The organism is Amycolatopsis sp., assembly GCF_025464955.1.
In the GTDB taxonomy this organism is placed as follows: domain Bacteria; phylum Actinomycetota; class Actinomycetes; order Mycobacteriales; family Pseudonocardiaceae; genus Amycolatopsis.
On the sequence record NZ_JAODNM010000140.1, the window covers coordinates 40,789 to 64,657 of the forward strand.

The window sequence follows — 23,869 nt, forward strand, 5'->3', positions numbered from 1 at the left end:
AAGTTACTGCGGTTGCTGAAGACGCTGCAGACGTCTCCGCCGAGGCCAAGCGGGGTGCCCGTCTCCCCTGGGTGCTCGCCGTCGTCGCACTGCTGCTGGCGGGGTTCGGCGCGTGGTTCACCCTGGAATCCGACTCGATCCGCTCGTCTGGCGCGTCGCAGAACCAGGCGCTCGTGGTTACCGGCGCGACGGCCGAAGTGAATTCGTCGATCACGCTGGCGCTGAACAGGATCTTCTCCTATTCCTATGACAAGACCGAGGTCACCGAACAAGCCGCGGCGAACGTACTGCGCGGCAAGGCGCTGGCTACCTACAATCAGCTCTTCGCCCAGGTCCGGCAAATGGCGCCGCGGCAGAAACTCGTGCTTTCCACCCGGGTCGTCAATTCGGCGGTCCAATCACTGAACGCCGATCACGCGCAACTCCTGGTATTTCTCGACCAGTCGGCGACGAGGACCGACACGAATACGACCAGCGCGGCGGCATCGCAGCTTTCGGTCACCGCGGAACGGCAGGACGGGACCTGGGTCATCACCGATCTGGCACCGCGCTGACAATTCCGCCTCAGGATTTTCGGCAAACCAGTCACTACGAGATAACCCTAGGAGAGTAAGGATGTTGTCTTCACTGCGCTCCAAAAACAGCAAGAGACGGATCGGCAGGTTGACCGCGGTCGCCGCGGCCGTCGGGATCGCCATGACCACGGTGATCGTCGCCCCGGCCTCGGCCGACGACGTAGTCCCGATCCCGGTGTCCTACAAGGTGACCGGGTCCACCACGGTCGCGAAGACCGGTAGCGCCATGACGCTGGGCCCCGGTGCGCTGAACGGGAACCTCCTCATCAACAACGACACCGGCGCGGTCGGCCTGAGCGCCGACCTGACGCTGCCGCCTGCCACCGCGAACATCTCGCTGGTGTCCGGGATCTTCAAGATCAAGGCGACGGTGACGATCACCCCGACCGCGCCGATCACCGGCTCGATCGCCAACGGCGACCTGAACACCCACGCCACGGCCACCATGGCGATCAGCGACATCTGGGTCGGCCCGCTCGTCCCGATCATCCCGCTGCCGACGGTGCCGGGCGCGTGCAAGACGGTCACCCCGATCGACCTCAACCTGACCGCCAAGAACGTCGACATCTTCGCGCCGTCGTTCCGGGTGACCGGGACGTACACCATCCCGTCCTTCAATAACTGCTTCATCGCGGACATCGCGTTGGGGGCGCTCGTTTCAGGCTCCGGCAACACGATCGCGCTGGACCTGGCCTCGAACAACAGCTGAAGACCGCGGCGGGGGGCGACCACGACGGCATCGCCCCCTGCCGTGTGCCGCGAGGTCAGGCGGGCGGTGTGCAGAACGTCGGATCTCCCGGGTTCTGGAGTACCAGGCTCTTCGAACCGCCGGCCGAGACCGCGGCGAGCGAACTGGTCGCGACCACATCGGTCTCACCGGCGAGATCGCTACCCCACCAGGCCAGCTTGCCATCCGCGAGGAGCGCGAGATTGTGATTCCAACCGGCGTCGACGGCGACCACCCCGGTGAGTCCGGGCGGGACGTTAGTCTGGCCGACATTGTCTTGTCCCCAGGCGATCACCTGGCCGTTCTTCAGCGCCAGGCTGTGGTTGAACCCCGCCGAAATCGCGCTGACGCCCGACGTGGCGGCCGTCGGCACGGTCGTCTGCCCATAGGTGTTGTCGCCCCAGGCAATGACTTTGCCGGCCTTCAGCACGAGGTTGTGGTCACCGCCCGCCGAGATCGCCGACACGCCGGAAGTAGCCGACGCGGGCACGTCGGTGCGGGAACCCCAGCTGATCACCTGGCCGTTCTGTTTGAGCGCCAGGCTGTGTTGGCCGCTGGTGGAAATGGCGGTCACCCCCGAGGCCACGGTGGCCGGGAGGTCGATCTGCCCGTTCCAGTCGTTGCCCCACGCGATGACCTTGCCGTTCTTCAGTGCGAGTTCATGGCCCCAGCCCGAAGCGATCGCGCTCACCCCGGAAGTCGCTGCGGCCGGGACTTCGGTCTCCCTGAAGTTGTTGTCGCCCCAGGCGAGCACGCTCCCGCCGTTGAGAGCGAGACCGTCGAGGGTGCCCGCCGAGATCGCCGATACGCCGGAAAAGGCAGCCGGCGGTACCGGGCCGTAGCTGCCGTCGCCCCAGCCGACGACACAGCCCGTCACCGCGGCAGCGGTCGCAGCGGTCGGCCAGAGCAATGGAGCAACCAGAACGGCGGCCGCCAGATAAGCCCCGCTACGCCGTGTCACCCGCCGATTGTCGAAATCACCGGACACGATACCCTCTTTTCTGCCGGGCGATTAATTCGATTCACCGAACCAAGATCGCAAATGGTAACCTGGCGGCACCGCACAGCGCGCCAACCATGGCATCTTTGTCATGAACCGATAAAACCCGCGCGACACTTGAGCGCCGAACCACAAAAGAACCGGTTCAGTACCCGGCCGGCACCGCGGGCGCACCCGAAGCCTTGTTACGAACACAACTCACGGGTAACCTCGTTTTCGGCAGCTGAGTCCGGCAGTCGGGGTGCGAGTTCCCCAACCTCCCACGCCTTTCGGATCAACGAATCCGCAACAGCGATTGGCTGGTCGAATTCTGCCGGAGAACACGTGGGGAATCTACTTTCGAGACGTAAACTGGATCAAAGGAGATAACAGGTATGTCCCGCAGAATCGGAAGAATTTCGACCAAGGTGGCCACCGCCACGGCGATCGCCGGAGCGGTGGCGCTGCTCGGCGCGGGCACGGCTTCGGCGAGCACGGTCACCTACCAGGCCGGGGTGCCCACCGCGGTCACCTACACCTGCACCTTCCCCGGCATCTCGGCACAGCCGGTCGCCGTCACGGCCCACCTCGACGCGCCCGACTCGGTCGCGACCGGCTCGGTCACCACGCCGGCGAACGTCGGCGGCACCGCGTCGATCTCGGCCACCGTCCACACGCTGCTGACGGCCGTCGGCTACGACGGTATTCGCGGCAAGGCGAACGTCCCGGTCACTGGTACCGGTGGCACACTGTCGAACGGCGGCGTCGCCGCGAACCTCAACGTCCCGCAGGCGATCTACCCGACCGGCGGCGGCATCACGGTCACCATCTCCCAGGACGCCGGGTCGACCATCCCGGCGTTCACCGCCGGCGCACCCGGCTCGGCCACCCTGTCACTCGGCACCCCGCTCAGCGCGGCGCTGGAGTTCCACAAGAAGTCCGCTAACACGTGGACCGCGTTCACGATGAACTGCACCCTGAAGGTGACTTCGCCGGCGCAGAACACCGCGTTCAGCCCGTCGATCACCATCACGCCGTAGTGCCGGGGCGGCGGGGTGACCAGGCGAACGGCGAGCCCGGCCACCCCGCCGCCGCGGTTCCGCTTTCCTCGCTTCGGGAGAACACTTATATGACAGGTCGCGTCAGCCGCAGCAAATCGGTGCGTGCCTTGACCGTACTGACCGCGCTCGGCTTGGTCTCGGTGTGCACCGGGGTCGGGTCGGCGGCCACCGGCGGTGACGTGAACACGGCCAAGCCGGGCGAACGCGTGTCGGCCAGGACCGTCACCGGCACTTGCGCCTTCGGCGCGGCATTGGGCTCTCAGCAGGTGTCATTGGAGACGTCTGCGGTCCTTCCACCGACGATCACCCTCGGCGCACCTACGAAGATCACTTCCTTCTCGATGAAGTTCACGCTGCCGCGAGGGGTCGTCGGACTGCTGCCCGCACCTCGCAGCAACACGACACCTCCGACGATGTCACAGTCTCCACCGCCGTCCGACACACCTTCGTCGACGGTCCTTTCCACGACTCCGGCAGGCCCTGCCGCGACTACCGCACCCAACACCGAGCCCACGGCATTGTCCGGCGGGCTCGAAGTCGACCTCGTCGCGGTGCAGAACGGCAAGCAGCAGCACATTCCCGTACCACTCACCATCGCGTCGACCGCCATTCCCGCGACCGGTGACATAGCCGTGAGAGCGACCGGCGAGGTCCCGCGGTTCGTGATGAACGCCGTCGGCGTAACGGAGTTCGCGCTCAGCGGGCCTACGCTCGCCCTGGCCTCGGGCGAGACTGCGGCCACCAATGACGGAACGCCGGCCACCCGGATCTCCTGCCCGCTCGACGCCGGCCAGAACACCGTCCTCGGCGCCGCCGCCGCAATCCCGGCCGCAAGTGGCAAGAGCGCGACCAACGCGCTCGGCGCCGACCCGCCGCCCATCGGCCCGCCCGTCGCGGTGCTCAGCATCGTCAAGGTGGTGACGAAGGCGGAAGTGGTGCGACTCGGGGCGAAGACCACCACTAAGCCGACCATGCTGCTCAACGGTCTCGTGTCGATCTACGGAGTGAACGAGGACGCCCTGATCGCGGTCGGCGGGGTGAAAGTTCCGCCGACCCAGGTCACGTTCCTCGGCTTCGGCTTCGTACCGGTCACGGCGACGGCGGAATTCCTGCCGGTGGCCGAGGGCGCCTCGCTCATCCCGTTCAGCGCGATCGTCACCAACGGAAACGCCACGTCGCATATCGAGGTGAACGCCCGGCTGAGCAACGTCGAGATCAACGGCGTCCCGCTGGACGTCGGTCCTCACTGCCGGACCGAGTCACCGGTGAAGATCGACGTCGAAGGGCCATACGACCCCTTCGGCATTGGCACCCTGAGCACGGACCCGAATTCACCGGACCCGAAGTACCGGGGCTTCGTGCTGCCCGGGTTCACCGGCTGCGGTACCACCGAACCGCTCAGCAAGATCTTCACCGGCATGTCGTCCGGCGACGGCAACCAGGCCGAAGTGGACACCGAAAACCTCTTGCCCTGCCTCGATCCCGATCACCGGGTCTGCCAACCGCCGCCTGCCACACCGGCCCGCAGGTAGACGCTCGTGGGCGTTCCGGCTGGTTACTGTTCTTCGCGGGACACCCGCACCTGGGCGTGCCGGAACACTCACGAGTCCTGGTCTCGGCCGGAGCAGTTCAGTTCGCCAGCCACTGTGCGCTCTTGCGCGGCGCCGGGAGCAGTTCCGAGATCGGGTAGGGCGACCACGTCTGCGTGGTCAGCCCGCGGACGGCGTCGGCGCGCAGGACGAGTTCCATGTCGAACCGGGTGCCGGCGTCCTGGAGCTGCTCGCCGAACGTCGCCTGCAGCTGCCGCATGCGGTACCGGACGGTCTGCGGGTGCACCTTGAGCCGCTCGGCGATGTCCAGCACGCTGCCCTGGGTTTCCAGCCACGCCCGCAACGTCTCGAGCATGCGCTCGCGCTGCTTCTCGGTCATGCCGTCGAGCGGGCCGAACAGACGAGACCGCAAGCGTTCGACGAGGTTGGTGTCAGAACTGAGCAAGAGCGTCGACAGGTGCTGATCGGACCAGATGACCCGCCGGGCCGGGATGACGCCACGTTCGGCCATCGCGAGGGTGCTGCGCGCCCATCTGAGCGAGTCGGCGGCGGACTCCAGGCCGACGAGCGGACCGACGGAGAGGCGGCATTCCGGGAATGCTGCCTGCAGGGCGGCCAGTCTGGCGCCGCTCATCTTGCCGGGCACGACCAGTCTCGGCTCGACGCCGTCGAGTTCGGCGAGGATGTCGGAATCCACCACGGCACGGCGTCGTGGATGGCCCAGCTCGCCGGGCTGGACGGCGACCGCGGTGACTTCGTCGGGCACCGGCCAACCGGTCAGCTGCGCGAGTTCGGAGATGGCTTTCGACGGCGCGGCAGGGACTTCCAGGATGAGCTGCAACAGTTTGCGCCGCCAGCTGTCCAGCGCGCCGGCGGTGCAGGCCTTGGCCTCCAGGTAGCCGTCGAGCGCCACCGACGCCAGCTCGTCCATGAAGCCGAGCATCGCGTCGGCGAGCTGGGACATCACCGCCGACGAAAGCCCGCTGCGCCTGCCGACCCGCATCATGCGTCGCCAGGAAACCCTCGCGCCGACGCGATACGCCGACTGCAGCGTGTCGAGGCTGCGACCCTCGCGCATCTCGTTCTGGCCGAGCCGGTGATGCACTTCGTGGGAGGGTTCCTTCGACACACTCGGGTCGGCGATCTGCGCCACGAACAGGGTGATCGCGTATTCGACGCCGGCCCGGATCGACTTGCCGTACGGGCCGTCGAGCGGCCGCGCGTACGCCGGAATCGACGACCGGATCTCCTCGACGATCTCGGCCGCGAGGCTGGACAGCTCGGGACGCAGAATGTCGGCGAGTTTGCGCGGCAGCGCCGCGGGCGGCGGAACTTGCTCGAGTCCGCGCTCCACCGACATCGCAGCTCCTTTGCTCCGCCCAGAGTCCGCACCGCATCGTCGCGGGGTGACACCCGACACATCGTGAAACTAGCCCGAAATGTGTCACCTCTCGCAGAAGAAACCGATTTCTTGTCACCGATGTGACAAGTTCACACACCGTCGCTGCTCGAGGATGACAACCGACCCACCAAACGCACGCACACAGTGGTACAAACGGCCGCAGGTGAGATTTCCCGGCTCGGACGACGGGAATGCTGCCGCCGTCGACCCGGTAGTGAGCTCCGGTCAGCCACCTGGCGCGCTCGGAGCCGAGGAACACGATGAGTTCGGCGGCGTCCTCGGGCGTGCCGGGCCTGCCCATGGGCACATTGAGCGCTCTTGCTGTCATCTGTGCGGGTCACGACGCGTGGGCACTCTTCCACAAAAGTGCCCTCGTTGCACACGCGCGTAACCCGCGCGCACAAGGACCGCAACTCGACGGCGAGTTGCGATCGTTGCAGACGCTCAGCACCGCAACTCGACGGCGAGTTGCGGTGGCAACTCCTGTATCGCCCTTAGCGCCCCGGAAAAGCCTCAGTGATGACCCTGGGTGCTGGTCGCGGTGATCGTGTTCACCCGGCTTCGGATGCGCCCGCCGCGTCCGGTCATCGAGTCGAACCTGGTCAGGGTTTGAGCAGCGCACCGATGGCGCGGATAACCGGTTCGAGCACGTGCAGCTCCGAACCTGTCGCGACACACTCGGTGATACCCGCGCCGATGACCTCGAAGCCTGCCAGCCCGCCGATGGCGTCGACCAGCTCGACGATGGACATCCCACCGGACTCGGGGTAGTTCATGCCGGAGAACTCGCCGGGATCGAGGACGTCGAGGTCCAAGTGCAAATACACATACTCGGCCCCGCGCAGACTGCCCGGCGCCTGGCTGACGAGTCCGCGGTCGAGCGCGTCTCGCTCCTCAGGGTCAAAAACCCTGGTACCGAACAGGACTGCGTTACTGGGCTCGAGTGGAGGACTCGCGGCGAACTCGGCATCGCCCTCGCCGAAGAGCGAACGCAGGACCATGCCGTGAAACGCGCCCGACGGCGAGCCGGCGGCGGTGTTCAGGTCCGCGTGCGCGTCGAACCACGCGACCTTGAGACCGATGCCATAACGAAAGCGGGCGACGCTGATCGGGACCAGCTCGACTCCGCAGTCTCCGCCGACCGTCAGCACAGGCCCGGCGGGTGCCTCCAGCGCGGCGAGCTGGGCGGCCCGATTCTCCAGCAGCGCCGCCCGGTTCACGACGCCGTCCACAGTGGACGACGTCGTCTTACCCTGCGGCACATGGTGCACCGGCTCCCCGAGCACCCGCCCGACGAACTCGCCGAGCGCGAGACACCCCTCCGCGAGTTCCCCCGCCCGGGGCCCGACCGCCCCCTGCCCCTGCGGCACCGCGTTGACCAGCATCTACCCAGGCTAACGGAACTGACACCCCTAGCGCCGCTCGGAACTCTAGCGGCGCTCTCCCGGGTGCAGAGATGCCCACTACTCCAGGACGAGGAGGAGATCCCCGCCTTCGACCTGCTGGACGGAGTTGATCGCGAGCCGGGACACCTTGCCGGCACCCGACGCGGTGATCGACGCTTCCATCTTCATCGCCTCGATGGTCGCGACCGTCGCCCCGGACGCCACCTGGTCGCCCTCGGCGACCTGCAGCGTGACGACGCCGGCGAACGGCGCGGCGACCTGCTTCGGGTTGGCCTTGTCGGCTTTTTCCGTCACCGGCAGGTCGGACGCGACCGAGGTGTCCCGGATCTGAATCGGCCGCAGCTGCCCGTTCAGCGAGGACATCACGGTCCGCATGCCGCGTTCGTCCGCTTCACCGATCGCCTCGAGTTCGATGATCAGCCGGACCCCTTGTTCGAGATCGACCTGGTACTCCTCGCCCGGACGCAGCCCGTAGAAGAAGTCCTTGCTCGGCAGGACACTCGTGTCCCCGAACGCCTCCCGGTGCGCCTCGAACTCCTTCGTCGGTCCGGGGAACAGCAGCCGGTTGAGCGTCTGCCTCGGCTTCTCCGCCAGCGCGTCACGGTCCTCTGTGGACAGTTCCTGCATCGGCTTGGCCGCCGCGCGGCCTTCGAGGGCCTTGGTGCGGAACGGCTCCGGCCAGCCACCGGGCGGGTCGCCGAGCTCGCCGCGCAGGAAGCCGATCACCGAGTCCGGGATGTCGAACTTGTTGGGCTCGGCCTCGAAGTCCGCCGGGGCGACCCCGGCACCGACGAGGTGCAGCGCGAGGTCACCGACGACTTTGGACGAAGGCGTGACCTTGACCAGGTGGCCGAGGATCCGGTCCGCCGCCGCGTACATCGCTTCGATGTCCTCGAACCGGTCCCCGAGTCCGAGCGCAACGGCCTGGGTGCGCAGGTTCGACAGCTGACCACCGGGGATTTCGTGCAGGTACACGCGGCCGGTCGGGGACGCGAGACCGGCCTCGAACGGCGCGTAGATCTTGCGGACGCTCTCCCAGTACGGCTCGAGGTCGCCGATGGCCTGCAGGCTGAGCCCGGTCGTCCGCTCGGAGTGGTCGGTCGCGGCCACGATCGAGGAGATCGACGGCTGTGACGTCGTCCCGGCCATGGACGACACCGCGCCGTCCACCGCGTCCGCCCCGGCCTGGATCGCCGCGAGGTAGGTCGCGAGCTGGCCGCCGGCGGTGTCGTGCGTGTGGATGTGCACGGGCAGGTCGAATTCCTTGCGCAGCGCGGTCACCAACCTCGACGCCGCGGGCGCGCGGAGCAGCCCGGCCATGTCCTTGATGGCGAGCACATGCGCGCCGGCGCCGACGATCTGCTCCGCCAGCTTGAGGTAGTAGTCGAGCGTGTACAGCTTCTCCGACGGGTCCGAAAGGTCCGATGTGTAGCACAGTGCGACTTCCGCCACCGCGCTGCCGGTCTCCCGGACGGCATCGATCGCCGGACGCATCTGCTCGACGTCGTTGAGCGCGTCGAAAATGCGGAAGATGTCGATCCCGGTCTTCGTCGCCTCCTTCACGAACGCCGTGGTGACCTCGGTCGGATAAGGCGTGTAGCCGACGGTGTTGCGGCCGCGCAGCAGCATCTGCAGCGCGATGTTCGGCACGGCCTCACGCAGCTGCGCGAGCCTGTCCCACGGGTCCTCCGCGAGGAACCGCAGTGCGACGTCGTAGGTCGCGCCACCCCAGCACTCCAGCGAAAGCAGCTGCGGCACGGTGTTCGCGACTACCGGCGCGACCGCCAGCAGGTCCTTGGTGCGGACCCGCGTCGCGAGCAGCGACTGGTGCGCGTCGCGGAACGTCGTGTCGGTGACGCCGATGGTCGGCGACTCCCGCAGCCAGCGCGCGAAGCCCTCCGGGCCCAGCTCGTCGAGCTTCTGCTTCGACCCGGCCGCCGGCTCCGCGTTCTTCGCCAGCGCCGGCAGCTTGTTCTTCGGGTCGATCGACCGCGGCCGCTCGCCGTTGGGCCGGTTCACCGTGACATCAGCGAGGTAGGTCAGCAACCGTGTCCCGCGGTCGGCGGAGTGCCGGGCGGTGAGCAGGTGCGGTCGCTCCTCGATGAACGACGTCGTCACCCGGCCTTCGCGGAAGTCCGGGTCGTCGAGGACGGCCTGCAGGAACGGGATGTTCGTCGACACCCCGCGGATGCGGAACTCGGCGACGGCGCGGCGCGCGCGGCCGACGGCGGTCTTGAAGTCGCGGCCGCGGCAGGTCAGCTTGACCAGCATCGAGTCGAAGTGCGCGCTGATCTCGGTACCGGCGAACGCCGTGCCGCCGTCGAGCCGGATCCCGGAGCCACCCGGCGAGCGGTACGCGCTGATCACGCCGGTGTCGGGCCGGAAGCCGTTGGCCGGGTCCTCGGTGGTGATGCGGCACTGCAGCGCGAAACCGCGCGTGTAGATCTGGTCCTGCGAAAGCCCGAGGTCGGCCAGGGTCTCCCCCGACGCGATCCGCAGCTGCGCCTGGACGAGGTCGACGTCGGTGACCTCTTCGGTGACGGTGTGCTCGACCTGGATGCGCGGGTTCATCTCGATGAACACGTGCTTGCCCTCGCGGTCGAGAAGGAACTCGACGGTACCGGCGTTGCGGTACCCGATCTTGCGCGCGAAGTTGACCGCGTCGGCGCAGATCCGCGCCCGCAGCTCGGGGTCCAGGTTCGGCGCCGGGGCGAGCTCGACGACCTTCTGGTGCCGCCGCTGGACCGAGCAGTCACGCTCGTAGAGGTGGATGATGTTGCCCTCGCCGTCGGCGAGGATCTGCACCTCGATGTGGCGCGGCTCGATGACAGCCTTCTCGATGAACACCGTCGGGTCGCCGAAGGCGGACTCGGCCTCACGGGCGGCGGCCTCGATCGACTCGCGCAGCAGGTTCGGGTCCTCGACGCGCCGCATCCCTCGGCCACCGCCACCGGCGACGGCCTTGACGAACACCGGGAAGCCGATCTCCTCGGCCGCCGCGACCAGCGCGTCGATGTCCGAAGACGGCTCCGAGGAGCCGAGCACCGGCACGCCGGCCTCACGCGCGGCCTTGATGGCTCGAGCCTTGTTACCGGTCAGTTCGAGGATCTGAGCGCTCGGACCCACGAACGTGATGCCCGCTTCCTCGCAGGCCAGCGCGAGATCCGGGTTCTCGGACAGGAAGCCGTAACCGGGGTAGACGGCGTCCGCTCCAGCCTTCTGAGCAGCCGCGACGATCGCCTCGACCGACAGGTACGCGCGGACCGGATGCCCCTCTTCGCCGATCTCGTAGGCCTCGTCGGCCTTCAGCCGGTGGAGCGAGTTGCGGTCTTCGTGCGGGAACACGGCCACCGTGCCGGCGCCCAGTTCATACGCGGCTCGGAATGCGCGGATGGCGATCTCGCCGCGGTTCGCGACCAGCACCTTGCGGAACATGCCCGGTCCTTCCCATAACGGAGGAATAGGTGAGGCACGTTACCTGGTCGGTCCCGCTCTCCGGGAGTTCTGTACCAGGTGATGGACGTCATGGTCACACACTCGTGAGTGTTCCGGCCTGCCCGGTGCGGGTGTCCCGCAGGACACTGTAACCAGCCGGAACACTCACGAGTTCTGGCCGAGCCCCCAGTCAGAGCCAGCCGCGGTCTTTGGCGGTCATGCCCGCCTGGAAGCGCGTGGTGGCGTTGAGGTCGAGCATGAGGCGTTGGACGCGGCGCTGGGTCGTCCGGGGGCTCCAGCCGAGCGCACGACCGATGCCGGCGTCGGTCTGCCCGGCCGCCAGCAGCGTCAGAAGCGTCCTGTTCTCGCCGTCCAGGCTCGCGTCTGACGCCTCTCCGCCGATCGCTTCGGCCATCGGCACGGCCCGGTCCCACTCCGCCTCGAACAACGTGACCAGCGCCTGGAGCAGTGCGGACGCGTGGATGACGTACGCGGCGTCGACGACGTGCGGTGATGAGCTGATCGGGATGACGGCGAGCTCTTCGTCGGCCATGAACATCTTGACCGGCAGCTCGGGCCGCACCCGGGACCGCTCGCCCTGGGCGCTGCTGACCAGGATGTCGCTCTGCAGCCGACCCGGGATGGCGATCGCCTCCCGGTCGTAGATCACCCGATAGCGAATCCCGCCGGCCATCCGCCGGCGCTCGTCGCTGTGGTTGTGGCCGGGGCGGCTGACGTACGGCGGCTTGTCGAAGCCTCGGATCTGCGTGCGGGCGCTCTCCTGCACCTGCGCGACCCGGCTGCTGATGTTGTCCATCCCGGTGATCACCTCGACGAGCTCGGCCGGGTGGGTGAACCGGGACGCCTCGCGGAACACCTCCATCAGGTTGTCGATCCGAGCCCGCGCACCGCGCAGCTCGGCAGCGCGGTCCGCTACGAGCGTTCCCAGTGCGATGTCGGGTGGCGCGGCGACGTAGCGGGCCGGCCGTCCGGGGACCCGGCTGGCCATGCCGCCCGAAGCGAGCCGCGACAACGCCCTGGCCACCTGCTGGGCCGACAGCCCGCACTGTTCGGCCAGCTCGGCCGCCCTGGTGCGCGGATGCGAGATCAGCGTGCTGTACACGAGGCCGTCGATCGGCGGGATCCCGATGGCGTCGAGCTCGGTTTCGCCGTGGCGGGATTCGGCCACCTGGCGACTATTGGTCATGGTGGCCATCTTGCGCCACACCGCGAAGTACTGGGAAATTGATCCGACCACTCGCCGAACGTCGTCGTTCGTATCCCTCGGGTGATCCCCGCAGTTCCTCGTCCCCCGACAGTGAGAAAGGGGCGCCGTGCTCCGCGCTCATAAGCTCCCGCTGCTCGTTCCGCTCGTCACCGCCGCCATGATGGCCGGCACCGTCCTCGCCGGCCCGGCATCTGCCGCACCGAGTCCGTCCGCCCAGGCCCAGCCTGCCGCCGCGAGACAGGTGTCGATGCCTGACGGCGGCTCGATCGCCGTCGACGCCGACGGCACCGCCACCCGCACCGACGCCAAAGGCAAGGTACTGGCGAAGACCACGCTGGCCCTGCCGCTGGGCGAATCCGCGCTCGGCGAATCCTGGGCGCCCACCGACGATGCCGTCCGCGCGGCGTTCACCAACCGCGCCGCCCCCTCCGACGTCTTGGCCGTCCTCGCCGGCAACACCGCGATCACCGGCGCGCCGGTGGCGGGTGGACGTCGGGCCGCGGTGACCTCCGACGCGGGCCTGAACTCGGCCTTCGCCAAGGTCGGCGCGGTTTCCGTGCAGCCGCTGTCGGACGAGCCGTCGCTGGCCAAGACGTTCGTCGTGCACCTCAAGGGCGGTGACCCGGCAGCCGCGGCGAAGACCCTCGCCGCCACGCCCGGGATCGCTTCCGCCCAGCCGGACCGGACCATCTCCGCGATGTCGACCGGCCCGGTGCCCTTCCCGCAAGCCGCCCAAAAAGCCGCGAAGGCCCAGTCACACACCAACCCGCCCGCCGGGCTGCCGGACAACTACGGACTGACGTCGTCGGCGCAGAGCTTCCTCAACGCCGGCGGGACCGACGCTGTCGGCGCGTACAGCCTGCTGCAGAACAAGTTCGGCCAGCTGCCCGGTACCGGCGAGATCATCACCAACGTCTCGATCGGCGACCTGACCGACCAGTCCATGGCCGACGCCGGGGACGCCTACGTGCAGCAGTCCGGCCCGACCACGATCGTCCAAAACGGACAGCGTTACCTCGACCTCCCGTCGATGCCGCTGATCCCGACCTACACCTCGAGTCCGTCGGGTCAGCTCGACCCCGTCGGCTCGGCCGAGAACCAGGACCCGTCGCTTGGCGAGGTCATGCTGGACTTCGGTGTCATGGCACCGCTGCCGCATGACAAGCAGCGCCCGTCCGCGGTCGGCAGCGGGCTGACCGACCTGCTCGGCATCGCGCCCGGCGCGCAGTATCGCCTGGTCGTGCCGCAGCAGCCGACCACCGACCAGATCGCGGTCGCGCTGATGGCCGCCGCCCGGCAGAACCCGCGGCCCAACGTGATCACCGCGAGCCTCGGTTTCGGCACCGACACGGCTGGGTTCCCGGGCCGCTATCTGGAAGACGACCCGGTGACGCAGGCCGTGATCTCGACGATCGTGCGGCAGTACCACATCGTCGTCACCATCTCGTCCAACGACGGCACGCGCCTCTACACGCCCGCGGCCGTCGGCCCGGACGGCGGCAGCACCCCCACGGACACCACCCGTGACCCCGGCGCGACGACCGACATCAACGACGACGCGACCTCGACAACCCCGACCAAGGTGCTCGACAGCGGCGCGATCGCGGTGGGCGGCACGACGCTGGACGACACGATCGCCTCGTCCCCGCAGAGCGGTGGCGCGCTTTCGCGTCAGGGCACGTTCGCCACGACCCGGACCGACGGCGGTGAGCTCTTCTCATCCGGCTTCGGCAGCCGCGTCGACGTTTCCGCGCCGAGCGACGGCATCCTCGTCTTCGAGCACACCCAGCGCGGCGCGGCGCAAGCCGTGACGCCGGTGCTCAACGGCGGCACTTCGGCGTCCGCGCCGATGACGGCAGCGGCGGCCGCGGTCGTCCTGCAGGCGTCCCGGCTGACCGGCCGGACACCGAGTCCCGAAGACGTCCGGTCGCTGCTCGAACGCACCGGGCGCGCGGTCGCCAGCCCGCCGCAGATGGACCAGCAGATCACCGTCGGCAAGCAGATCGACGTCACCGCGGCCGTCAGCTCCGTGCTCGGCGGGTCGCCAACGAAGATCCAGCGGCTGTCCGTCGCACACCGGGTCACCAAAGCCGGTCTCGGCGCTTCGTTCACCGAGTACACCGACCCCGGACGAATCGACCTGGTTTCCGGCGGCACCGGTGAAGGGCTGGTCGGGCCGGTGACGATCGGCGCCGATGTGACGGGCCTGCCCGCCTTCGGGCGTCCCGACTACGTCGTGCGGATCGGCGGCCACGAGTTCCACTCGGACACGCCCGCGGTCCGGCTGACCCCGACGGAAATGCTGCAGGCCGCCGGGTTGCCGGTGATCTCGACGACGGACCGGACGGTCCAGCTCACCTACCAAGTCCGTTTCGGCCCGCTGGCACTGGCTTCTGAGCAGAAGTCGCTGGTTTTCGGCCCGACGGACGGTACCTACGCGGAGGCGATCGCCCCGGTCGCCCCCGCGACGGTCAAGGCGGGAGGCTCGGTCAAGGTGCACTACGACCTGACCGGGGTCAAGAACCTCTCGGCACCGCAGCTCGTGGTGTCGACCGTCGGGCATTGGAACCCGGTGTCCGCGCCGCTTTTCGGGGCGGCCTACACGGCCCCGCTGACCGCCACCTCCGGTGACGTCACGATCCCGGCGACCGCGTTCGACGGTGGTGGCGGGATCTACGGCCTCGGCATCATCCAGCGTTCGGTGACCTCGACGACCTTCGGCAGCCCGACCTACGGCGAGTTCACGCCGATCCGCGTCGACGGCGGGACCGCCTCGCAGCGGCCGGACGCGCCGACACTGGCCGCGAGCGGCGGTCAGTTCGGTCACAACCTGGAGATCCCCCGGGCCGCTCCGGGCTTCTCGTTGCGCTACGACGTGCGCGGGATCCCTGGCGCGACCGGTGCCGCCGTAGAGGTCTCGGCCCCGGCGCCGACGCTGTACAACGCGCTCAACACCGTCACGAACGCCAACGGAACCGTCCGCGACAACGACGGCGTCAACACCGGTTCCGTTGCCTACCAACAGCTTCCTGGACGCAGCGGCACGGTGTCACTCGACGCTGTCAAGCTCGGTCTCGGCAGCTCGCTGTCCTACGACGTCCGGGTCTTCCCGACCGGCCGTGACGGGAAGCCGGTGGGTCAAGCGTCGCCGACGTCGATGCTGACGCTGGACGACGGGCTCGCGCCCGGCGGCGGTCGGATCACCAGTTTCGCGATCCAACCCGGCGGAACCGGGGCGGCCGCGGTCCGCGACCCGAGCGGGAGCGAGTCGCTGCGTGAGTACACGCCCGCGACCGGCACGTTCGGGCGCATCCTGGCCACGGACGCGTCGCCTGACGACGTTTATCAGGTGCTGGGCACCGACCAGGGCGCGCAGCGGCTGGCCGTCCTGCACGCGACGTCCGCCGGGCTGGTGGTGGAGACCTACGACACGACGTCCGCCAAGCTCGTGGCCTCGGCGACGACGTCCGGATACGCCGTGCAGGGCGGGCGCGTCGACACCGTGCGGCATCGGGCGGCGCTCCTGGCCAAGCGCACCGCGGACAACGCCGACGTGGTGTTGCCGCTGACGCTGTCGAGCGGTGCGATCGGAGCGGCGATCCTCGCCGACGGACCGGGTACCACGGCCGGGGTCTACCGGCTGCTCGACCTCAACCAGGCCACCGGGCAGGTCTACCTGTCGAAGGACACATCGGGCCTGATCTGCTTCGGTGGCGGGGTCGGCGCGGCCGTCGTCGGGGTGAACCTCGATTCCGGTGCGCTGCTGCCGGCCCCGTCCGCGAGCCAGTGCTCCGGGTCGCTCGGCATCGACGACGTCGCGAACAAGGTGTACCAACTGCCTTACCGGTCGTTCAGCGTGAACATCGTCGGCACCACGACGTTGAACCCGCTGGACGGCGCCACGCTCGTCTCTGGCCCGGTGAGCACCATCCGTCAGCAGCAGGCGGCACACCTCGCCATCGACTCGGTGAACCACCTGGCGCTGATCGCGTTCAGGACGCCGCCGGTGCTGTCGATCTTCGGCCGGGTAGGCGGGGTGATCACGGACAACAACGCCACCGGGCAGATCGCCGTCACTGATCCGGCGACCGGGAAGCAGCTGTCCGTCGCGTCGGGGCTCAACTTCTCGTCGTACTACTCGGGCGGGGAGTACAACTCGCTCACCGAACGGTCCATCCAGCTCGAGCCGGCGAACCGGACCGGCTGGACCCTCTCCGCCGACAACACCCAGATCCAGCAGTTCCACTACTAGCGCTGGTCAGGTCTCGTGAGTGTTCCGGCCGGTTAGAAGCGGCCGGAACACTCACGAGTTAGGGGCGGGTGACGGAGACGGCGACGGGGTGGGAGTCGGCTCTGGGGAAGGCGGTGTCGGAGGGGCCGGGGGCGGCGGGGTCAGGGTGTACAGCAACAGGTTCGGCGTTCCGGCAGGGACGCCGGTGAGCGCACCGGGAGTCGCCGCGGCCACGAGGGCCTTGCAGACGTCCGCTGGGCTCGCGTCCGGGTGCAACGAGCGGTACAACGCCGCCGCGCCGACGACGTACGCCGCCGCGACGGATGTCCCAGACCGAGTGCTCGACGCTGTCGAGCCGGCAGTGAGCGACGGGACATCGACACCCGGCGCGTAGAGATCGACACCGGCGCCGAAGTTCGAGTTGGCAGCGACCTTGTCACTCGTGTCGCTCGCACCGACCGTCAGCGCCTCGGACACCCGCGCCGGCGAGTACCCGCTGACGTCGGCAGACTGCCCGCCGGCCGGCACCGCGACCGGCATGACCGCCGCGAGCCCCTGAACGGCCGTGTCGAGCTGGGCGTTCGGGACCCCGCCGATGCCGAGCAGCGCGACCGCGGGTTGCTGCGCGTTCTTGGTGACCCAGTCGATGGCGGCGAGGATGCTGTCGATCGAACCGCCGCCCTGCTGGTCGATCACCCGCACCGGCACGATGTGGACGCCCTTCGCCAGCCCGTACGTCGCGCCGCCGATGATGCCCGCGAGGTGCGTGCCGTTGCCGTTGGGATCGGCCGTCGCGGGCGTGCCGTCGACGAAGTCCTTGCCCGCCTCGACCCGGCCGCCGAAATCGGCCTGTTTGGCCTCGACCCCGCTGTCGATGACATACGCCGTGACGTCGTCGGCGGTCGTTTCGTAGTGGTACGACTGGTCGACGCCCTTGCGCTGGTCGACCCGGTCGAGTCCCCAGCTGGGCGGATTCGCCTGAACCCCGACCGCGGCGTTCGCCGGTATCGCGACCGCGGTGGCCACCACCGCCGAGACGCCGATGGCCAGGAAACCCTGTTTCAGTCGAATAGTCATGCCATGCGTCTACCCCGCATGATCACCCGGGACAACTCGAAGATGTCCCTCGAACGGGTTAGTCACCCCACGTTGTCACCGCAGACGCCACGTCGGTCCTGCGTTTTCAGCGCCAGGCTGAGAAAGAAGATGCCGCCCGCCGCGGCGAGAATGGTCACCGCGGACCAGCCGAGCCGCGTGAAACCCTGCGAACCGTTGGTACCCAAAGCGAACACGACCTCGAACACCGAAGCGATGTCCCACACTGACGGAACCGAGTCCCACGCCCGGTTCCGCCACCACCGCAACTCGACGGCGACTTGCGCGCCCCCACGTCCACCCGGCCGATGCCCGCCGCGGCCAGCGTTAAGGTGAGCGTCCCTGAGCTAGGTCTTTTCCAGGTACTCCGCGCGGTCGGAATCGACGACGTCGGCGATCATGTGCGCCAGGCCGGGGTACGCGGCCAGCGCGGGGTCCTTCGTGACGATCTCCTGCGAGCGCTCCCTGGCCTCGGCGATGACTTCCTCGTCGCGCAGCAGCGAAAGCAGCTTCAGCCCGGACTTCTTGCCGGACTGCGTCGAGCCCAGAATGTCGCCTTCGCGACGTAGTTCGAGGTCCATCCGCGACAGTTCGAATCCGTCCGTTGTGGACTCGACGGCGGCCAGTCGCTCGCGGGTCGTGGTGCCGTCCAGGGTTTCGGTGACCAGCAGGCAGAGCCCTGGCACACTCCCCCGGCCGACCCGGCCACGCAGCTGGTGGAGCTGGCTGACCCCGAACCGGTCGGCGTCCATGATCACCATCGCCGTCGCGTTCGGCACGTTGACCCCGACCTCGATCACCGTGGTCGCCACCAGCACGTCCAGCTTCCCGGCGGTGAAAGCCCGCATCACGGTGTCCTTCTCGTCGCTCGGCATCCGGCCGTGCAGGATGCCGAGACGCAGGCCGCTGAGCGCGCCGTTTTCCAGCTCCTGCGCGACGTCGAGCACCGCGAGCGGCGGCCGTTTGTCGCCCTTGTCGGACGCGGGTTCGTCACCGATCCGCGGGCAGACGATGTACGCCTGATGCCCCTTGCCGACCTCTTCGGTGACCCGCTGCCACACCCTGTCCAACCAGGCGGGCTTTTCCGCGACGGGGACGACCGTGGTCGCGATCGGCGAGCGCCCGACCGGCATCTCACGCAGCGACGAGACCTCCAAGTCGCCGTAGACGGTCATCGCGACCGTGCGCGGAATCGGGGTCGCGGTCATGACCAGGACGTGCGGGCTGGTCGAATCCGCGCCGCGCGAGCGCAGGGCGTCGCGCTGTTCGACACCGAACCGGTGCTGCTCGTCGACGACGACAAAACCCAGCTCGGCAAACGAAACCGTGTCCTGGATGATCGCGTGCGTGCCGACGATGATCCCGGCCGCGCCGCTCACCGTGTCGAGCAGCGCCTGCTTACGTTCCTTGGCGCCCATCGACCCCGTCAGCAGCGTGACCTTCGTGGCGTTGTCGGCGGCGCCGAGCTCACCAGCCTGGCCGATGTCGCCGAGCATCTCGCGCAGCGAGCGGGCGTGCTGCGAAGCGAGGACTTCGGTCGGCGCGAGCATCGCGGCCTGCCGGCCCGAATCGACGACCTGCAGCATCGCGCGCAGCGCCACGACGGTCTTGCCGCTCCCGACCTCACCCTGCAGCAACCGGTTCATCGGGTGCGTGCCGGACAGGTCCCGCGCAAGGACGTCGCCGATCTCCCGCTGACCCGCTGTCAGCTCGAACGGCAGCCGCTTGTCGAAAGCGTCGAGCAGGCCGCCGTCCTTGTGCGGGTTGCCGACGGCCGGCCGTGAGATCGCGGAATGCCTACGCTGCGCGAAAATCAGCTGGACGGCCATCGCTTCGTCCCACTTGAGCCGCTTGCGCGCGTTCTCGAGCTGGGCCCAGTCGGCGGGGCGGTGGATGTTGCGCATCGCGTCTTCGAGCCCGGCGAACCCGTAGCGCTTCAGCAGCTCCGGCGGCATCGGGTCCTCGACGACGTCGAGCGTATCCAGCACCTGTCGTACGCATTTGACGATCGACCAGGTCGGCACGCCCTGCGCGGCCGGATACACCGGGATCATCTCGGCCAGGAACGTCTCCATGGCGCTGGGATCGGCCTCGTCGTCGATCAGCTCGTACTCGGGGTTGGCCAGCTGCAGGTTGTCGCGGAAAACGGTGACCTTGCCGGCGAACAGGCCGCTTTTGCCGATCACCAGGCCCTTGGAGTGCTTGGCCGCCTGGTTGAAGAAGGCGCACGAGAGCCGACGGCGGCCGTCGGTGATCACCACTTCCAGCAGGTTGCCGTACCTGGCCTTCATCGGGCGCGAGGTGACCTTCTCGATCCTGGCCATCACCGTGACGTGCTCGCCGATCTCGAGGCCGGCGATGTCGGTCAGCTCACCGCGCTCGGCATAGCGGCGCGGATAGTGCCGCAGCAGGTCGCTGACGGTGTGGATGTCGAGCGACCCGGCCAGCGCCTTCGCGGTCTTGGCACCCAGCAGCGGTGTCAGCTCGTCGCGCAACGCACTCACTTGGTCACTCCACCCCGATCAGCAGCACCGCGTCCGGCTGGCCACCCGGATAGCTCGCCAGCTCCACTTCAGGATGCTCCAGTCTCAACTGCTCTCCCAACTCCAGGTGCACGTTGACCGGCGCGTCCACCCCGGTGAGCACCGTGACCAGCTCACCACCGACGGCGAGCATCCGGTTCAGCACGTTCATCGCGGCGGCGACCAGATTGGTTTCCGACGCCGGCGCGGGCTCGATGACCACGACCTCGCCGTCGACCAGGCCGATGACGTCACCGGCCTGCGCCCGGCCGACCCAGGTCAGCGACTCCTCGCGCGAAATGAGCAGCTCCCCGCGCCTGGTCGCGGCAGCCGCTTCGGCCATCGCGACGACGTCGTCGTTGGTGCGCCGCTGCGGATCGTGGACGGCCAGCGCGGCGAGTACCTGCACCGGCGACACGCACGGGATGACCACGACGTCGTGATCGCCGGCCATGGCGTGCCCGGCCGCCGCGTCGGCCACCGCGGTGAGCTCGATCCCAGCCGGGAGCAGCGTCACATGGCGGCCGTCGGACTCGGTGATGATGCCGAGCATGTCCTCCACGCTCGGGACCTCACCGGCCGGGACAGCGAGCACGCCGACACCTTCGGCGCGGAGCAGTTCGGCGAGCGCGCCACCGTGCACCACCGCGATGACCGACCGGTCCACCCCGCCACCGACCTCGACGGGCGTGGGAGTGATCAGCGGTTCCACCCGGATCTTGCGGAGCCTGCCCGCGTCGATCCCCGCCTCGATAGCGGCGCCGATATCCGCGCAGTGCACGTGAACGGCGTGGCTGCCGGCCCCGTCACCGGCCACCGTCACGCTGTCGCCGAGCCCGGACAGCGCCTTCCGCAACGCGAGCAAGGCTGCCTGCTCGACACCGGCGACAGCGTCGTCAACGTCCAGCAGGTACATGACCTCCCAGGCGTGTGGTGCGGGAGCGGCGTGGACGTGGGTATGCGCGTCGAGCGGGCGCGACGGCGGCTCGGTGGTGGTGCCGATGATCACGCAGACGAGCGCGTCGAGCACGGCGACCAAGCCGCGGGCCCCGGCGTCGACCACCCCGGCCTTGGCCAGGACGGGCAGCTGCTCAGGGGTGCGCTCGAGGGCGGTCGACGCGACCGCTGCGGCCCGCACAGCGACGTCTTCGAGTGCGCCGGTCTCTCCCTTGACCGCCGCTGCGACGGCGTGGAGGACGGTGAGCACGGTTCCCGCGACGGGCCTGGTCACCGCGCCTGTGGCGACGCCGTCGGCGTGCACGAGCGCGGCCGCGAGACCGGCGCCGTCGAGTGGCCCGCCGGTGGCCGCCGACTCGGCGAAACCACGCAGGACCTGGGACATGATGACCCCGGAGTTGCCGCGGGCGGCCGCCACCGCACCCTTCGCCAGCACGCCGAGCGCCTCGGCGGCCGTCGCCGGTTCGGCGCCGGCCAGTTCGTCCCGCGCGCCGGCCATCGTGTGCAGCAGGTTCGACCCGGTGTCGGAGTCCGCGACCGGATAGACGTTGATGCCATTGATGGCCGGACGCAGCACGTCCAGGCTGTGCACAAAGGCGTCAGCCCAGGCGGATACCGCCACCGTGTCCATCACCCGCACCCGTAACCTCCAAGCTGGTCAAGGGCAGGGTATCGACCCGGTTCGGGCCGCCTGAAACGCGCTGGTTACTATGTTCAAGTTGCCCGGTGATCTGGGCTGAACATCTCTTTCACTGATCTTAAAGGAGTTCGACGTGGCTGCCGTGTGCGACGTCTGTGCCAAGGGACCCGGCTTCGGCAAGTCGGTCTCGCACTCCCACCGTCGTACCAACCGTCGGTGGAACCCGAACATCCAGACCGTGCACGCCAAGATCGGTCTGTCGCAGCGTAAGCGCATGAACGTGTGCACCTCCTGCATCAAGGCCGGCAAGGTCGTGCGCGGCTGAGTTCAGCCGTCACTAATGGCGAGTGCCCACGGGCACTCGCCATTTTTTTTGCGCCGCGTGTCCGGTGAGGGCCGAGCCCCGACACCCCCGCCGGGGGGCAAGCCCCCGGACCCCCGCACGTCGTCGCGTCACCCACACGCGTCACCCCTGTAACCCACGTCACCAAGAACGGCACTTTTGTACTTTTGTGCCCTGCTTGAGCTCTCAACCAGGGCACGGTGTGGGACTCGCCGGTCTGACTGTGGGACTCGCCCACACTGAACGTGGGACTCGCACAGCACGTCGGCGAGTCCCACACTCCGGCCCGGCGAGTCCCACGTTCAAACCGACGAGTCCCACAGTCACCACCAGCCGACCACACCCACTGACCTCAGGAACCTCACCAGCCACACCGACACCACTGAGGCGTCGCGGACCCACATACGACACAAGAGCCACAAAAGTGCCCAGCTCTGCCGGGTGCTAGGGGAGCTTCCAGTCGACGGGGGAAGCGCCTTGGGACGCGAGGAGTTCGTTCGCGCGGCTGAAGGGCTTCGAGCCCCAGAATCCGGCGTGCGCCGAAAGCGGGCTCGGGTGAGCCGACTCGATGCACGGGACGTCGCCCAGCATCGGCTTGAGGTTGCGGGCGTTGCGGCCCCACAGGATCGCCACCATCGGCTCGTCCCGCGCGACGAGGGCTTTGATCGCCTGCTCGGTGACGTCTTCCCAGCCCTTGCCCTGGTGCGAGTTCGACTTGCCGGGCTGGACCGTCAGTGCCCTGTTCAGCAGCAGGATCCCCTGCTCGGCCCACGGCGTCAGGTCCCCGTTCGACGGCAGCGGATGGCCGAGATCGTCGGTGTACTCCTTGTAGATGTTGACCAGGCTCTTCGGGATCGGCCGGACGTCCGGCGCCACCGAAAAGCTCAGCCCGACGGCGTGGCCGGGGGTCGGGTACGGGTCCTGGCCGACAATCAGCACCCGCACGTCGTGAAACGGCTGCTTGAACGCCCGCAGCACGTGTTCCCCGGCCGGCAGGTAGGTGCGGCCCGCGGCGATCTCCGCCCGGAGGAACTCCCCCATCGCGCTGACCTGGGCGGCCACGGGTTCGAGGGCCTTCGCCCAGCCGGCTTCCACGATGTCGCTCAAAGGACGTGCTGTCACGGCGGGCGACTCTATCGCTACCCGTCCAGGCGCCTCAGGTCGGTACGGAACACCTTTGCCCGCTCGACGTAGCCGTCGACGACGACCTTGATCAGGTCCGGCCCGAACGAGGTGTTGGGCCGGGTCTTCGCGGGCACCCCCAGCGCGATGTGCCCCGAGGGCACGTGGAAGCCGTACGACAGCACCGCGCCGGCGCCGACCATGCCGCCGTCCTCGATCACACTCCCGTTCAGCACCACCGAGCCCGACGCGATGAGGCAGCCTGTCCCGATCACGGCTCCTTCGACGTGCACCGAGTGGCCGATCGCCGACGAAGCGCCGAGGATGGTCGGATTGCGATGCGTGCAATGGAGCACGCAGCCGTCCTGCACGTTCGAGGATTCGCCGATCTCGATGTAACCGTGGTCACCCCGCAGCACGGTCTGCGGCCACACCGACGCGTGCGCCGCGATGCGAACGTCGCCGATCACGGTCGCGTCCGGGTGGACGTAGGCGTCGGGGTGGATGCTCGGTTCGAGTTCCCCGAGCGCGTAGATCGGCATGCCGCCTCCTGATACCGCGAGTTCACGTCTCCTGCGATTGGATCACGGGCATCA

The 23,869-nt window shown here is 68.6% G+C and carries 17 protein-coding genes and 1 pseudogene; 6 read left to right on the plus strand and 12 right to left on the minus strand.

Annotation, left to right across the window (positions count from 1 at the left end):
* Window positions 1-71: 71 nt before the first annotated feature.
* Window positions 72-554, plus strand: coding sequence for a hypothetical protein (locus JWQ81_RS36470; protein WP_297548872.1), 483 nt, complete (start codon window positions 72-74; stop codon window positions 552-554).
* 61 nt (window positions 555-615) lie between these two features.
* Window positions 616-1,284, plus strand: a complete 669-nt coding sequence (locus JWQ81_RS36475) for a hypothetical protein (protein WP_297548874.1) — start codon at window positions 616-618, stop codon at window positions 1,282-1,284.
* 55 nt (window positions 1,285-1,339) lie between these two features.
* Here JWQ81_RS36475 and JWQ81_RS36480 read toward each other — a convergent pair whose 3' ends face one another.
* Window positions 1,340-2,179, minus strand: a complete 840-nt coding sequence (locus JWQ81_RS36480) for a hypothetical protein (protein WP_297548969.1) — start codon at window positions 2,177-2,179, stop codon at window positions 1,340-1,342.
* 497 nt (window positions 2,180-2,676) lie between these two features.
* Between JWQ81_RS36480 and JWQ81_RS36485 the strand changes: the two genes are divergently transcribed.
* Together JWQ81_RS36485 and JWQ81_RS36490 are read left to right on the plus strand one after the other, a co-directional pair.
* Window positions 2,677-3,321: a DUF6801 domain-containing protein gene (locus JWQ81_RS36485; RefSeq protein ID WP_297548876.1), complete on the plus strand. Its 645-nt coding sequence runs from the start codon at window positions 2,677-2,679 to the stop codon at window positions 3,319-3,321.
* 128 nt (window positions 3,322-3,449) lie between these two features.
* Window positions 3,450-4,874 (plus strand): hypothetical protein, encoded by a 1,425-nt coding sequence (locus JWQ81_RS36490; RefSeq protein ID WP_297548878.1) that lies wholly within the window; start codon window positions 3,450-3,452, stop codon window positions 4,872-4,874.
* A gap of 97 nt (window positions 4,875-4,971) precedes the next feature.
* Here JWQ81_RS36490 and JWQ81_RS36495 read toward each other — a convergent pair whose 3' ends face one another.
* The 5 genes and pseudogenes from JWQ81_RS36495 to JWQ81_RS36515 form a co-directional block, all read right to left on the minus strand.
* On the minus strand, window positions 4,972-6,252 hold the full coding sequence (locus tag JWQ81_RS36495) for a helix-turn-helix domain-containing protein (protein ID WP_297548880.1): 1,281 nt from the start codon (window positions 6,250-6,252) through the stop codon (window positions 4,972-4,974).
* A 250-nt stretch (window positions 6,253-6,502) separates the two neighbouring features.
* Window positions 6,503-6,622 (minus strand): annotated as a pseudogene (locus JWQ81_RS36500) (short-chain dehydrogenase); the annotation flags it as partial.
* Between the two features lie 274 nt (window positions 6,623-6,896).
* Window positions 6,897-7,679, minus strand: coding sequence for an arginase family protein (locus tag JWQ81_RS36505; protein ID WP_297548882.1), 783 nt, complete (start codon window positions 7,677-7,679; stop codon window positions 6,897-6,899).
* A 78-nt stretch (window positions 7,680-7,757) separates the two neighbouring features.
* Window positions 7,758-11,135 carry a pyruvate carboxylase gene (locus JWQ81_RS36510; protein ID WP_297548884.1) on the minus strand — a complete coding sequence of 1,126 codons (3,378 nt, stop codon included), beginning with the start codon at window positions 11,133-11,135 and terminating at the stop codon, window positions 7,758-7,760.
* 190 nt (window positions 11,136-11,325) lie between these two features.
* Window positions 11,326-12,393 (minus strand): helix-turn-helix domain-containing protein, encoded by a 1,068-nt coding sequence (locus JWQ81_RS36515; RefSeq protein ID WP_297548885.1) that lies wholly within the window; start codon window positions 12,391-12,393, stop codon window positions 11,326-11,328.
* 76 nt (window positions 12,394-12,469) lie between these two features.
* Here JWQ81_RS36515 and JWQ81_RS36520 point away from each other — a divergent pair, with 76 nt between their 5' ends.
* Window positions 12,470-16,615: a S8 family serine peptidase gene (locus JWQ81_RS36520; RefSeq protein ID WP_297548887.1), complete on the plus strand. Its 4,146-nt coding sequence runs from the start codon at window positions 12,470-12,472 to the stop codon at window positions 16,613-16,615.
* Between the two features lie 51 nt (window positions 16,616-16,666).
* On the opposite strand, the gene JWQ81_RS36525 is transcribed toward JWQ81_RS36520, so the two are convergent.
* The 4 genes from JWQ81_RS36525 to JWQ81_RS36540 all read right to left on the minus strand — a co-directional run bounded on the left by JWQ81_RS36525 (window position 16,667) and on the right by JWQ81_RS36540 (window position 21,808).
* Window positions 16,667-17,671: a S8 family peptidase gene (locus JWQ81_RS36525; RefSeq protein ID WP_297548889.1), complete on the minus strand. Its 1,005-nt coding sequence runs from the start codon at window positions 17,669-17,671 to the stop codon at window positions 16,667-16,669.
* Window positions 17,672-17,733: 62 nt separating this feature from the next.
* On the minus strand, window positions 17,734-17,916 hold the full coding sequence (locus JWQ81_RS36530; RefSeq protein ID WP_297548891.1) for an SMR family transporter: 183 nt from the start codon (window positions 17,914-17,916) through the stop codon (window positions 17,734-17,736).
* Window positions 17,917-18,036: 120 nt separating this feature from the next.
* The gene (gene recG / locus JWQ81_RS36535) at window positions 18,037-20,193 is read right to left on the minus strand and encodes an ATP-dependent DNA helicase RecG (RefSeq protein ID WP_297548893.1); all 2,157 of its coding nucleotides are present in this window, start codon (window positions 20,191-20,193) and stop codon (window positions 18,037-18,039) included.
* Between the two features lie 4 nt (window positions 20,194-20,197).
* Window positions 20,198-21,808, minus strand: coding sequence for a DAK2 domain-containing protein (locus tag JWQ81_RS36540; protein ID WP_297548895.1), 1,611 nt, complete (start codon window positions 21,806-21,808; stop codon window positions 20,198-20,200).
* Between the two features lie 133 nt (window positions 21,809-21,941).
* Between JWQ81_RS36540 and rpmB the strand changes: the two genes are divergently transcribed.
* A complete protein-coding gene (gene rpmB / locus JWQ81_RS36545; RefSeq protein ID WP_297548897.1) occupies window positions 21,942-22,133 on the plus strand; it encodes a 50S ribosomal protein L28 in 192 nt (63 codons plus the stop codon).
* A 462-nt stretch (window positions 22,134-22,595) separates the two neighbouring features.
* On the opposite strand, the gene JWQ81_RS36550 is transcribed toward rpmB, so the two are convergent.
* Together JWQ81_RS36550 and JWQ81_RS36555 are read right to left on the minus strand one after the other, a co-directional pair.
* Window positions 22,596-23,273, minus strand: a complete 678-nt coding sequence (locus JWQ81_RS36550; RefSeq protein WP_297548899.1) for a uracil-DNA glycosylase — start codon at window positions 23,271-23,273, stop codon at window positions 22,596-22,598.
* Window positions 23,274-23,290: 17 nt separating this feature from the next.
* Entirely contained in the window at window positions 23,291-23,815 is a 525-nt protein-coding gene (locus JWQ81_RS36555) for a gamma carbonic anhydrase family protein (RefSeq protein ID WP_297548901.1), read from the minus strand.
* Window positions 23,816-23,869: the final 54 nt, after the last annotated feature.

Excerpts from the sequence above, each read along its gene's own strand:
- JWQ81_RS36475 (WP_297548874.1), top strand. The coding sequence starts at position 616 with ATGTTGTCTTCACTGCGCTCCAAAAACAGCAAGAGACGGATCGGCAGG.
- JWQ81_RS36485 (WP_297548876.1), top strand. The coding sequence starts at position 2,677 with ATGTCCCGCAGAATCGGAAGAATTTCGACCAAGGTGGCCACCGCCACG.
- JWQ81_RS36495 (WP_297548880.1), bottom strand. The coding sequence starts at position 6,252 with ATGTCGGTGGAGCGCGGACTCGAGCAAGTTCCGCCGCCCGCGGCGCTG.
- JWQ81_RS36505 (WP_297548882.1), bottom strand. The coding sequence starts at position 7,679 with ATGCTGGTCAACGCGGTGCCGCAGGGGCAGGGGGCGGTCGGGCCCCGG.
- JWQ81_RS36510 (WP_297548884.1), bottom strand. The coding sequence starts at position 11,135 with ATGTTCCGCAAGGTGCTGGTCGCGAACCGCGGCGAGATCGCCATCCGC.
- JWQ81_RS36525 (WP_297548889.1), bottom strand. The coding sequence starts at position 17,671 with ATGACTATTCGACTGAAACAGGGTTTCCTGGCCATCGGCGTCTCGGCG.
- JWQ81_RS36555 (WP_297548901.1), bottom strand. The coding sequence starts at position 23,815 with ATGCCGATCTACGCGCTCGGGGAACTCGAACCGAGCATCCACCCCGAC.